Source organism: Xanthomonas translucens pv. cerealis (assembly GCF_006838285.1).
In the GTDB taxonomy this organism is placed as follows: Bacteria; Pseudomonadota; Gammaproteobacteria; order Xanthomonadales; family Xanthomonadaceae; genus Xanthomonas_A; species Xanthomonas_A cerealis.
On sequence record NZ_CP038228.1, the window covers coordinates 2040761 to 2053557 of the forward strand.

Genomic DNA, 12797 nt, shown 5'->3' on the forward strand with positions numbered 1-12797 from the left:
GCGAACAAGGTATGGTGTGGCTTTAACCGAGGCACAGACGCCCTCATAATTATTTACGAGATGGTTCCATCCACATCCTCCTACTACCTAATCAATAGTACAGATGCACTATGGAAATATGAGATAGGGACTTACTATAGTTCCAGCGTGGATAAGATAGTTGTTTAGCTGGACATAATCCAACTGTAAGTCAAGCCACCCAAAGGCAGGAGTGACTATAAGATGCATGTCAACACTTTCATTCTTTGAGAATAAATTCTTTCCGCAAACGAATCAGGCAAAGCAATAAACAAGTAGCACCAAAATCTTCTTCGACACCGATCTTGACGAGGCTTGGCAGTCAGATCGCACATCAATTCGAAATAATAATTAGCAAGCAATTAATGGAACTTCGACACCTTCGCTGCTTCGTTGTATTGGCTGAGGAGTTGCACTTTACAAGGGCCGCAGACCGTCTCCATATTGAGCAGCCACCGCTTTCCAGAACTATCAAGGAACTTGAGGACGAATTGGGCGCAGTTCTTTTTGATCGGGATCGTAGAGGTACCCGACTGACTGCGGCCGGAACTGCGTTCTTGCATGACACTAGAAGGCTATTCACCGTCCTGAAGCAGGCACGAGAAAATACCAAGGCCATTGCAGCCGGTTCACGAGGCAATCTGCGCATCGCAATTTCCGATGGCGCAGTTGACCGGCGACTTTCCACATTCTTGGCCCATTGCCGTGAAAAAGAACCGGAGATTGAAATAAGGCTGTCCGAAGTTCCTTTGGCCGAGCAGTTGCGCGGCCTACGGTCAGGCGACTTCACCGCAGGTTTGTCATACACGGCCGAGATTGATGATGACTTTGTTGCCGAACCACTTTGGCAAGACTCGCTAGTGATTGCGGTACCTGCTCGGCATGAGTTGTTAGTCCATAAGGAGGTCCCACTTCATGAGCTTGGGAACCACCCACTTGTCTTATGTGACCCGCAGCTTTGCGAGGGCTATTACCGTGAACTAAGGCGCTTCCTTCGGCCTTTGAAGCGCGAGCCCAATGTCGTTGAATATACGTCTTCATTAGATATGATGTTCACTCTCGTCGGCGCGGGCTTCGGCCTCGGCTTCACCACGGAAACTAGGGCCGCATCCTGCTGCCAACGGCCTGATGTAGTAATCCGTCCCTTGGCGGCGCAGTCGGCAGTGATCACCACCTATCTACTTCGGCCCGACAGCGGCACCTTGTCGGCTCCGTTGGAGCGATTTATCTCTCGCCTAAGCACCCATATTTGCAATTAGCGAGCTTCCCACAAACGATCAACCCAAAAATTTAGCGTCAGGGGAAACCAACGTACCTGCTGAGTAGCTTGAGCCCAGAGCACAACAGGTCGCCAAGTCTGGAGACGACCCCGACCCGAAACCTGGTGACAATGGGCAGCCCCGCTCTGGTCATCAGGCCGCAGCGTTGGCATTCAAGCGCTTTCTAATACAGCCGCACCATTCATCCGGCGAATGCTCTGCCGCGTACCCCCGGGGATAGCTTGCGGTGAGACGGTATCGGAGGCATCTGGATGATGTCGGCCGCCCATAATGGTCCGAACGACCGCGACAACATTGATCGGCGTGACTACATCGATCGCTGCGCAATTACCAAGATCCGGGTGCGGCCGAGTCAGCATTCGGTACAGGTCCCATGAGTCAGCTCCTTGGCACTGATTCATAAGTACCTGGGCCAGCTTGTGCTTGAGTGGCACCAGTTGCCAATCGGGAACACGCTGCCCCCGATTACCCAGGCTGATGGACAGCAGCTTGCCTGCCTTCAGCTCGCGGTTGATCTGGTCCTTGGACTTACCGGCGAGCTTGCCGAACAGCGGCACCGGCAGGCAGCTAGGCGACTCGTACATGGCCAGCATTTCCTCGCGCTCGCGCTGGATTGCGGATGCTTCCGGTTTCGGCGTCCGAATGGGGGGCGGAGGCACCTGCGAAAGCCGCTGGAAGGTGGTTCCTTTAGTGCTTGGTGCCACAGCGATCGGCGTGGACAACACGTCGCCTTTAGCGGAAGCAGCGGCAATGGCCGCCGGCTCTTCCGCCATCGCAGGCGTCCCTTCAATATGGATGGTGAGATGTGCACTGGCATCTTCCACATGGCCCTGTTCAAGCAGATCGAGACGGTCAGCCCAATCCTGCATCATTCGGCGGCGCGGCTCGACATACATGGCGTGGTTGTAGGCCAAACTCACCTTGTTCGGATCGGAGTGCGAAAGCTGCGCGTCCACCCAAATCTTGGGATAACCGATCTCGTTGAGCGCCGTCGATATTGTTCCCCGAATGCCGTGGCCGGTCAGTTGATTCTCGTAGCCCATTCGTTTCAAGGCAGCGTTGAGGGTGTTCTCACTGATGCGCTTCTTGAGTTCGCTGCGGTGCGCCAGCAAATGCTTTTGGGCAGGCCGCATTACACGCAGGAGGTAGCGCACGATCTCGATGGCCTGGACAGAAAGGGGCACGATGTAAGGCGGTATGTCCTGCGGACGCCTACCCGCCTTGCGCATCTCGTCCTGAAGCTGCTTGACGATCTGCGGCGGAATAATCCAAAGACCGCGGTCGAGGTCGAATTGATCCGGGGTGGCTAGCCGCAGTTCGCCGGTACGAACCCCGGTCAGGAACAGCAACCGAATGCCGAGCTGCGTTTGCCAGCCACGCGGATTGTAGAGCCTGAGCTTCTGGAGGAAGTCGGGCAGTTCGGACAGATGCAGATAGGGATTGTGGTTTACCGGTGGCTTGGGCTCGGCTACCACATCGAGGTCGGTGGCCGGATTGGCCTCCATGCCCTCGACAATGACCAGGGCGTAGCGGAACAACTGGCCCAGCCAGGTGCGGACCTTCTCGGCAGTGGTGAAAGCCTTGCGCCGCTCGATCCGCGCCAGGACGCCCAGGAGTTGAGGCCGGCGAATGTCGTAGATCGACATCTTCTCAAGGCTGGGCAGCACGTCCTTGCGGAAGACTCGCTGGATCTGCGACAGCGTGCTGTTTCTGCCTTCCTTGAGTTCCTTCGCACGATGCTCGACCCAAGCATCGAAGACGGCCTTGAACGTGTAGTCCGAGGCCAGCTTGATAGCGTGTCGCTTCTGTTTGCGTTCTGTATGGGGATTGATGCCCTTCGCCACTAGCGCCCGGGCTTCATCACGCAAGGCGCGTGCTTCGCGCAGTCCGATCTCGGGGTAGCTGCCCAAGGAGATGCGCTTTTGCTTGCCGAGCCAGTAGTAGCGCAGATGCCACGACTTTCCACCGACGGTGGTGACCACCAGGCTAAGGCCGTCGGTGTCGGGGATACTGTAGGTTTTCTGTGCGGCCTTGGCTTGCCGCACAGTCAGATCAGAGAGTGCCATCATCAAACTCCTAAGTCGTGAGACTTAGGCTCAATGCTGCTGGTCAGCCCGATCCAACCCTAGCAACAACCCGGAACCGGTACCACCCTCATTCTTTGGCCTCAATTTTGGCCTCAAAAACGCTGGCTGTCGGTGGATTTCCGTGGCTTTTACTGGAACGAAAAAAGAAGCCGAAGCTTCTCTTTTCAACGACCTACAGATGCCAGTGGAAGTCTGTAGATCAAAATTTGGAGCGGGAAACGAGACTCGAACTCGCGACCTCAACCTTGGCAAGGTTGCGCTCTACCAACTGAGCTATTCCCGCTTGGGAGCCAGCCATTCTACAGCCCTCCTGCGCATTGCGCCAGCCTTGGAACAAAAAAATTCCCCGGCGCCGTTCGCACCGCCGGGAGCACCGCGCGACGGGCCATTCGCGGCGAATCCGCGAGCTGCGGCGTCGCCCATCGGAGCGAAGATCGCTACCGCATCGGCCGCGCCGACGGCGCGAGTGCGCACTGGAATATCCACCATAGTGGCCCTCGATGGTCTGCGCCGCCACCTGCTGCGCATCGAGCTGCTGCTGCGCGCGGCGCTGGCCGCGCGTGCTGTCCTGCCAGCCGTACGGCCCGGCGGTGTCCACGTCCTCGGCGCCGATGTCGCCCAACGGCGTGGCTTCGGCGCCGGCCGGGCGCAGGCTGCGGCTGCGGTAGTCCCAGCTGGCCCGCGACAGCGTGGCGGTGCGCCAGCGCCGCGCCGGCGACCACTGCTGCACGCTGTCCTGCTGCTCGGTCACGTCGTGGCGGTGGTAGCGCACCGTGCCCAGCGCGGCGAAGGCGGCGTTGTGGTCCGACAGCACCAGCGTGTGCGTGCCGCGCGTGTCGCTGTCGGCGGCGCCGGTGTGCTCGAACCAATAGGCGATGCCTTCCTCGGCCAGCAGCCTGCTCAGGAACGCGGCGTCCGTCTCTTCGTATTGCGTGGTCAGGCTGCGCTTGGCGTACGTGCTGCGGTCGGACAGCTCCCAGCGCCACGCCGGCGCCAGCGCGCCTTGCTCGGCGTAGTCGGCGAACACGCTCTCGGCGATCTCCACCACGCTCATGTCCTGGAACACGTAGCTGTCCACCCGCTGGGCCAGCAGCGCCAGCCACGGCTCCACCACCAGCCGGTAGCGCGCCAGGCCGCCGTTGCTGCCGAGCCGTTCGAACGCGGTGACATGGCCGTGGAACGGGCGCAGCGCGCTGCGCGACTCGGCGGTGAGCAGTTCCAGCAGCACCGGCTACTTTTCATCAAGTATCGGCACAGTACGCATGATCCACGACATTAATAGTAAAAATACCCTTCGCCCATTTCGGGGGATCTTCAGGCTTACGGTTTCTCAGCGTTGACCGGAGCGGCGCTATTACCCAATTCCAAGACGCCAACTGAAACTCGTGGATAGCAATTGGAGACCTCAGCAAAGACACACTTCACGTAGGAGTCCGCCCGTACAGCTGTGCACGGAGTTCGGGATCTCTTGCTTTTGCCTCTTTAATGGCATCTTTCCAGAACGACAGCATTGCATCGCCTTTCGGCCCACCGCGCTTGACACGCCCATAAACCGCAGGGGCTTGGAGTGCGCCAGGCTGCTTTGACCCTGGCTGGCAGGCCTCTTCCACAGATTCGGGCCACTGCGGCTTCCTGCACAGCTTCATGGTGAGATACCGGAATAGGGCCCAGGGCAACGTGATTGGCAGAGCAAGAAGCATCAAACCCTTGCCTGCCGAAGAAACATGGATAATGAACGCGTTACGGAAACTTACCGCGGTCGACATGAATAGCTGTAGCGGGGGAAACGGCAGCGCGTCCATCCCACCACCGTTCATGTATCGGCGGATCATCTCCCAATGTGCCAAGGTGACGCCGGGACTGGAACCACTATCGGATCCAACGGCAAAGGTATGGATGACTTGGTCGCCGCGCATTACATGACCACGCAGATCATACGTACTGCCTTCATCAGGACCTATAGGTTTGTCGCGTCCAATGACGAAATGGATATCATCCCAAGGAACGGAGATCGCACCCTGCTTTCCACCTGTAAAGATATGAACAACCCGACTCACCCTATTAAAACGTATTGGATAGTACTGATACCGAAAAACATCCCGTCCTAATAGCATCCAGTATGCTAAAGCGCCGGCTCCTAGCGAGAGGATCACAACAAAGCCAATTGCGTAGTAGTCACCTGCGGTGACCGCCCGCAAACCCTCCGCTTTAACCTCCCAGAGCACCCGTATCATTGCCAATGCGAACGTGAACGCCATAGCGACAATGAGGGAGCCCCACATTGCTCCCCAGCCGCGATAGAGGAAGTGTCGATCCACGTATTCTACAAATACGGGATTTAGATCGATAATCCCTTGATCAATCGGCTTCAACCCTGATGCATCGAAGTTAGAAACATCCGAAACCCTTTCATAATCGGATAGCGGGCGATTCACACGATAATGCTGGGCCAACCAGCCTGCAAACTGACTCATTTCTTACGCCCCGGCCGGCATGAGCGCATTATATGCCTCATCTTGCTCTTCGACGGACCCAAACCTCCCATGTTCGTGCACGCCAAAAGGTGTCTTGTCCAACCACACTTCAACCTTATCGTCCCTAATCAAATTAATTAGCCATTCACCCAGCATGCTTATAAAACCAAGCACAAGAAGAATAATAAATCCAACGCCCGCGGTAAGAACCCCCGCAAGCATGAGAATAGCGACAACAGCTCCCGATACCGCTGTCACAGCGTAAAAGACCGTCATGGGGATATCACCTTTCCTGTAAGCGTCCACTGACTTCCAGCCATCAATTGCCGCACCTAATAGACCACCAACCGCACCAAGGGCTTTACCGAAAAACCCCATAGCCCCGGCCCTTGTTGACGCCTGCAGCGCACCAAATCGAAGCTCTGTTGCCAGCGCGGTACGGCCCCACATTGTTTTTTCTAGCCCAATGCCGATCAGTTCCATGCTGGTGCCAGTAAAGCCTACAAGTGCCGAACTCAGGGCCAATTCACGACGTAAGGCAGGCCCTTCCGACTTTTCGTCGAGCTTGCCAAACGAGTCGCATACGTTCCACGCGTCAAGGATCAGGCCTACCACACCAAGTCTCACGTCAAGGCTAACGTGCGGAGCGGCATGCTGGGATGCTCGGTTCTGTACCAGCGCCCTTATCTGCTGCTCCGTCAGCAACAAGTTCCCTAGCGATGAAGGGCTACCCCCGCGCGCTGCGGCCACCGCCTCCTTATCCCAAAATACCGCCCATTCGAAAATTTTTCTCCCACGCGCATTTCGCTCACCGGTCGCAACGCGGGCGCCACTACGCTCATTTAGTTCCTGGCGCAGATGTTGGTCGATGCGGGCACGCAACTCTCTCCTATTGACCCCGGGCTGCCCCCGACTCAACGCCTCAACGAGGAAGTGCGCCATTTCACGCTCGGATGCCTTGATGCCTACCCGTTCAATGCGCTTCCCGGAAAGCATCCCCAGAAGCCCCATCATGTTATTACGTGTGGCGGCGCTGATTGCAATGCTTACAGTCCCCCGGCGCACCGTGGTACCGACTTTTGCCAGACATGTGACGATTCCACCCGAAATTTTGTAGACAAAGCCTGCGATCAACCCAAGCCCCTGCTGAAGCTCAGCTGGATTCTTGCCACCTCTGTCCAAGACATGCCCATATGCCTTGAATATATTTGACCAAGCGCCAGGATTGTCGACCAGTGATTTCGATTGTTCCTGCAGAATCTGAGCGGCAATCTTGTCGTTCAGAACGAGCGCACGCATGGTTGCGTTCTTGATGTCATCGAATCGCCCGGTCAGATCCCTGATGACTGCTGCCTGGACGACGTCGTGACCTACGACTCCTTCAAGCGAATTTTCGACGATCTCCGTCCAGCGCATTCCACTGTGCGAGTACTCGTCATGATGGTTGCAGCACAGCCAGGTTCGATAGGATTCGTCCTGGTACCAGCTGACAAAGCTCTCGGCAAGCGGAGTAAGATGAGCGCTAGTAAAGCTCTCCATCTCGCTCTTAAGCTCAATCTCGAAGCGACTCATCGCAGCATGATCGTAGTCGTCGCGATATCTGTTCCACGCAGATTCTCGGGCGCTTTTTTCCTGCTCGGGCGTCAGCTCCTCCTGTATTTTGTTGATACCAGCTGCGTAAAGCTCCATGGCAGCCTTGCCAGTATACGCGCTAGCGCGCACTGAACTAAGCTCATCAGCTGCTGCTTGATCCTCGATGGCCTGCTTTATGCCGCGAATGGCTACAGCACTTGCCTGCTTCCAGCTGCGGTCATTCTCAACTTCGAAATCCCCCGCCTTTTCCCGAATCAGCGCCGACAGCTCCTGAGCAATGCCGGCAGGATCATTTAGCGCAAGCATCATCGGCCTACTAAGCGAAGCACTCTTTTTCAACCACTCCTCCATGCCTGGCACCTGCTGTTTACATCGAGCAAAGTGCACGAACGAGAATCCGAAACCAGGATTGGCGACAACCATGACTTCTTCAAGACTCTCTATCTGACCCAGAGAACCTGGCTTTTTTTGCGAAGGCGTAGGCTGGGCCGGTGGCAGAAATGGAATCGTGGTTTTCTGCCTTTCAGGCTGAGTGAATTTGAACTCACTGACCAAGGCCGCTGCATCCATTGCGTTGCCTGCGTGATCAAAGTCCTTTCCTGCTAACCATGCTTTTACATTGACGCAGCGCATGTGCTTCTGGCGTTCAGCACGTGACATGTTGCGCTTCAGTATCTCAGCTGGCCAAGGTGCTTCGCTGTAGCCAAACCATACGTCTCCAGCGCGCTTCGGATCGGGAATCGTAACGAAGCGTGCAATCTGCGAATTAGCCATACGCGCACAGCTTGGAGCAAATTCCTCTCGTGGCGGCGGCACGCCTAGGGGATCAAACTCTAATAGATAGGCGTCTTCAGTCACTTGATAGCCTTTCCACTCACCACGAACTTCATTGAATACATAGAGATACCCTTGGCGCGCAAGTCGCAAGGTGTAATGCGCTTCACTTCCGGGCAGAGCGAGGCTAGACACTCCCTTGCCGAATTTCCCCGTCAGCGGAGGGCCTCTCCATTGCTCACGCACGTCCGATCGACATACGGCATAGCGAAGCGGGAGTATCGGCAGTCCGATCTGATCGCAGACGTCACATTTCTTCGCAGGATCACAGGATCGCATCGGGGTCTTATCCATTCTGCCAAGCTCCTTGATGTTCAAGTTCAGTCGCGTATTGCTGAATCTTCTGCTCATCCACTTCGAAAACCAGGCTACGGTAAGCACCGGGCTCTTTCCGCGCCAAGTGCATCAAATCCTGAAACTCCGGACGATCGTGTATCCGTGGAGATATCGACATTGACAAAAATGCGAAAGCCTCTTGGTCATCCGCGTTCACGAGCCCTGCCGCTCTCGCATTTTCTATTTCGGTATACACGCGTTTGGACAACGGAAGGCTTCCGCCCACATGAACCTCTTCTTCCCGAAGTCGTTTAAGTACTTTATTGACCGATCCCAGCGACGCCACTGCGGATAACTGCGACAAGTCCATCGCGAATTCACTCTCCGCTGATTGCATGCTCTGGGACTGTGTCCATGTGTCTCCAGTTGCGTCGCGCGTTGTCCACACGTCAATTGGACCAAGCAGTGCATCCAATTGCGAGGCAGAAAGAATCCACTGCAGGCATGACCAAACGCGGGGGTCGTAAAATCTAAACAGCATCTTTTCGCCCTCGACGCGTCGAACCATCATCCTCGCAAGATGGCCGCGCACCCGCCCGGCTTTAGCGGCAGTACCGATAAGAGCAGAAAATGGCTCTTTATCGTGTGCTTGCCCGTAGGCCACCGTGGCGTCTAAGGCGCGAAGCTTCTCATCTATAGACATTTCTCCCAGCCGTAAAAGATACGGAAAAAGGTGCCCCTGCCCCTTCAATTCAAGCGGTACGATGGGTTCACAGGGCCACATCCCAACAACGTGCCGTTCAATCAGCAGCGGGTTCATGAGGGCGAACTGATGCGACTCGAATAGCCGATGATCGAAGTGCACGCGTTATGCTCCAAGTGGCACCAAACCGGCACCAGAATTTTCTGCAGTACGAACCCGATATTCGCAAGCCTCGTGGGAGCCTTGGATTGACTTGGCTGAATTGGACGCGGACTGCGGCCCCGTCCACACCCGATGTCCGCCCTTGAACTCGATCGTCCCCGGCGCGCCCAGTTCGATGTTGTCGCCGTCCAGCTTGATGTAGGCGCCGGCGGCCGTGGCCAGCAGGTGCTTGGTCGGCGCGGCGAGCTGGACGTCGGCGGTGGTGCTGACGATCCTGACCTGGGTCTTGGCTGCGATCCTGGCCTGGTTCCTGTGCGCGCGGGCGCTGAGCGTGCCTTGCGCGGCGTGCAGGGCGATGCCGCGTTCCTGGTTGGGGCTGCCGGCGACCGGGTCGCTGCCCTGGGTGTACAGCACCAGACCCCCGGCCACCGCCAGCACCAGCTGCGCCTGACTGGCCCAGTTCAGCGCGGTGCCGGCCAGCAGCGTGGTCTGCGTCCCCGACACCCACACCTGGTCGGCCGGGGTCAGGCTCATCACGCCCGCGCTGCCGCTGCCCAGCAGCGCCGGGCGGCTCCAGCCCGGCGCCTGGCCGTCGCCGCCCGGGAGCTGGCCGGCGGCGCTGCCGCTCTGGGTCGCCTTGAGGCTGGCCTGCAGGGTCTTGAGCCCGTCCTGCGCCGGCAGCGTGGCCGCCTCGTTCGGCAACTGCGCCTGCTGCTGCCGGGCCGCATCGGCCAGCGCCTGCAGCAGCTGTTCGCCCTGTTCCAGCTGCGACAGCGCCTGGCTGGCCGCCACAACTGCTGCTGGCCCGGCTCGCTGCTCAGCAGCAGGCCCTGGCCGGCGCGCACCGCGCCGTACGCCTGCGTGGACAGGTCCACCCCGAACCCGCGCTCGCCTTCGCGCAGGTTGTCGCGGCCGCCCTTCAGGTGGCCCAGGGTCAAGGTGCTGGCGTGCTGGGTGGTCGACAGCTGCGCGCGGCCCTGGCCGGGCGTGTCGTCCAGCCGCAGCTGCTGGTAGCCGCCGGCGCCGTCCTGGCTCTGCGCCAGCGCCTGGCTCTTGAACCCGGTGAACACCGCGCCGTGCGCGTTGCCCTGGAACCACGCCGGCGCATTGCCGGTGGCCCCGGCCCCGCCGCCGCCGACCTGGTTGTGCGCCGCGTCGGCCTGGCCGCGCCCGTTGTACACGCTGCCGATCACCACCGGCCGGTCGATGTCCCCTTCCAGGAACCCCACCAGCACTTCCTGGCCCTTGCGCGGCAGCACCACCCCGCCCCAGTTGTCCCCGGCCCACGGCGTCATCACCCGCACCCAGGTCCACGCCGAGGCGCTGCCCGGCGCGTTGTCCTCGCCCCCCGGGTGCGCCAGCGCGTTGCTGGCGTCGGCCCCGCGCTGGAACGGGAACTGCACCTTGATCCGGTGGTCGCGGTCGGACTGCACCGGGTCGCCGTCGCTAACCACGATCGCGCTCAACGTGCCGGAGACCGTCGGCTTGGGATGCAGGCGCAGGCCATGGCCGTCCTCGGTCTGCGGCCGGTACGTCGCCGTGGCCGGCAACGCGGTGAAGTGGTTGCGGTAGAACTCCACCGACGCATCGTCTTGCGGCGGCGCATAACCGGCGCCCAGGCCCGCCAGCGCCGACGGCAGCGGCGCGCCGGCCACCGCCACCGCGCCCAGCGACTGCTCCAGCGCGTCGAATACGTCCGCGCCCAGGTTGTTGCGCGCCTGGTGCCGCACCTGCAGGCACAGGAACGCCGCATCGGCCGCGACACCCGCATGCTGGCTCAGCCCGAAACGCTTACCCGGCGCCAGCTGGCGCCAGCTGCCCTGGCCCTCGATGGTCTGCGCCGCCACCTGCTGCGCATCGAGCTGCTGCTGCGCGCGGCGCTGGCCGCGCGTGCTGTCCTGCCAGGCGTACGGGCCGGCGGTGTCCACGTCCTCGGCGTCGATGTCGCCCAGCGGCGTGGCTTCGGCGCCGGCCGGGCGCAGGCTCAGGCTGCGGTAGTCCCAGCTGGCCCGCGACAGCGTGGCGGTGCGCCAGCGCCGTGCCGGCGACCACTGCTGCACGCTGTCCTGCTGCTCGGTCACGTCGTGGCGGTGGTAGCGCACCGTGCCCAGCGCGGCGAAGGCGGCGTTGTGGTCCGACAGCACCAGCGTGTGCGTGCCGCGCGTGTCGCTGTCGGCTGCGCCGGTGTGCTCGAACCAATAGGCGATGCCTTCCTCGGCCAGCAGCCGGCGCAGGAACGCGAAGTCCGTCTCTTCGTATTGCGTGGTCAGGCTGCGCTTGGCGTACGTGCTGCGGTCGGACAGCTCCCAGCGCCACGCCGGCGCCAGCGCGCCTTGCTCGGCGTAGTCGGCGAACACGCTCTCGGCGATCTCCACCACGCTCATGTCCTGGAACACGTAGCTGTCCACCCGCTGGGCCAGCAGCGCCAGCCACGGCTCCACCACCAGCCGGTAGCGCGCCAGGCCGCCGTTGCTGCCGAGCCGTTCGAACGCGGTGACATGGCCGTGGAACGGGCGCAGCGCGCTGCGCGACTCGGCGGTGAGCAGTTCCAGCAGCACCGGCTACTCTTCGATTACTGGCGCGCTTCGCATGATCTACGACATCAATAGCGGAAGTATTGGTCGCCCAATTCGGGCGGATCTTCGGGTGTACGATTTCTCAAAGTTGACTGGCGGAGGTTAACCCATTTAGGCGCATCCAATCTTAAGGCGGCAAAAATCTGATCAGCCATCTTAGAAAAAGGCAATAAACGCCTCGACAGGTTAAACGCGATAACCGACAATATTAGGGAAAAGCAGCCTTCTGCAAGAAAAATCATCTTGATAACTTCAGGCGATTTTTCCTTCCAATCTAAAAGCGTTAGCAAGACCATTACCCCGCCGCTCAACACCGCTAGCGCCAATATCACTTTCCAGGCAACGGAAAACGATCGCTTATAGTGAGCAATTGTACCGGCCCAGGCGTAAGGATAAATTACAATGACACGATCACGGGGGCGGGCAGCAGCAAAAGCTGTCCAACCCTCCCGCGCAGGTTCAGCAACGACCTCCAGATCATCCCCTTCCTGAAAGGGGAATGCCCAGAATACGCCCTCCATCCGTTCGTCACCGACAGTAAAGTCCACCCTGAGTACATCTTCTTTGGTCTCGTCCAAAGCAGCTCCAGTCATGGCTGCAGCTGCCCCGCTCAGGCCCATGGCGGCAGCAGCCACTGCCGTGCCCTCCATCAGCCGGTCATCGGATTGACCAAAAAAAAAGTCGATCGTGGTGTGACTAATTTTCACGGCGCTCAACTTGCCGCGCAGTAAACGAGGGGCAGCGCTTATGTCTACATTTTGCACTTTAGAACCACTCAATATGTATCGGCCTTA

6 protein-coding genes, 1 tRNA gene and 2 pseudogenes are annotated in these 12797 nt (G+C 59.2%); 1 reads left to right on the forward strand and 8 read right to left on the reverse strand.

Features of this window, described 5'->3' with window-relative positions; genetic code table 11:
* Positions 1-383: 383 nt before the first annotated feature.
* On the forward strand, positions 384-1277 hold the full coding sequence (locus E4A48_RS09090; protein ID WP_142742290.1) for a LysR family transcriptional regulator: 894 nt from the start codon (positions 384-386) through the stop codon (positions 1275-1277).
* Between the two features lie 173 nt (positions 1278-1450).
* Here E4A48_RS09090 and E4A48_RS09095 read toward each other — a convergent pair whose 3' ends face one another.
* The 8 genes and pseudogenes from E4A48_RS09095 to E4A48_RS09130 form a co-directional block, all read right to left on the reverse strand.
* Positions 1451-3367 (reverse strand): tyrosine-type recombinase/integrase, encoded by a 1917-nt coding sequence (locus E4A48_RS09095; protein ID WP_142742291.1) that lies wholly within the window; start codon positions 3365-3367, stop codon positions 1451-1453.
* A gap of 225 nt (positions 3368-3592) precedes the next feature.
* A tRNA-Gly gene (locus E4A48_RS09100) sits at positions 3593-3668 on the reverse strand.
* A gap of 210 nt (positions 3669-3878) precedes the next feature.
* A pseudogene (locus tag E4A48_RS09105) lies at positions 3879-4613 on the reverse strand (type VI secretion system Vgr family protein); the annotation flags it as partial.
* A gap of 193 nt (positions 4614-4806) precedes the next feature.
* A complete protein-coding gene (locus E4A48_RS09110; RefSeq protein ID WP_141697082.1) occupies positions 4807-5859 on the reverse strand; it encodes a DUF6708 domain-containing protein in 1053 nt (350 codons plus the stop codon).
* 3 nt (positions 5860-5862) lie between these two features.
* Entirely contained in the window at positions 5863-8580 is a 2718-nt protein-coding gene (locus tag E4A48_RS09115; protein WP_139116097.1) for a T6SS effector BTH_I2691 family protein, read from the reverse strand.
* Positions 8573-9382, reverse strand: a complete 810-nt coding sequence (locus E4A48_RS09120; RefSeq protein ID WP_139116098.1) for a DUF4123 domain-containing protein — start codon at positions 9380-9382, stop codon at positions 8573-8575. The genes E4A48_RS09115 and E4A48_RS09120 overlap by 8 nt, the downstream gene beginning before the upstream one ends.
* A gap of 48 nt (positions 9383-9430) precedes the next feature.
* Positions 9431-11985: pseudogene (locus E4A48_RS09125) on the reverse strand (type VI secretion system Vgr family protein).
* A 44-nt stretch (positions 11986-12029) separates the two neighbouring features.
* Positions 12030-12767, reverse strand: coding sequence for a putative type VI secretion system effector (locus E4A48_RS09130; RefSeq protein ID WP_160292270.1), 738 nt, complete (start codon positions 12765-12767; stop codon positions 12030-12032).
* Positions 12768-12797: the final 30 nt, after the last annotated feature.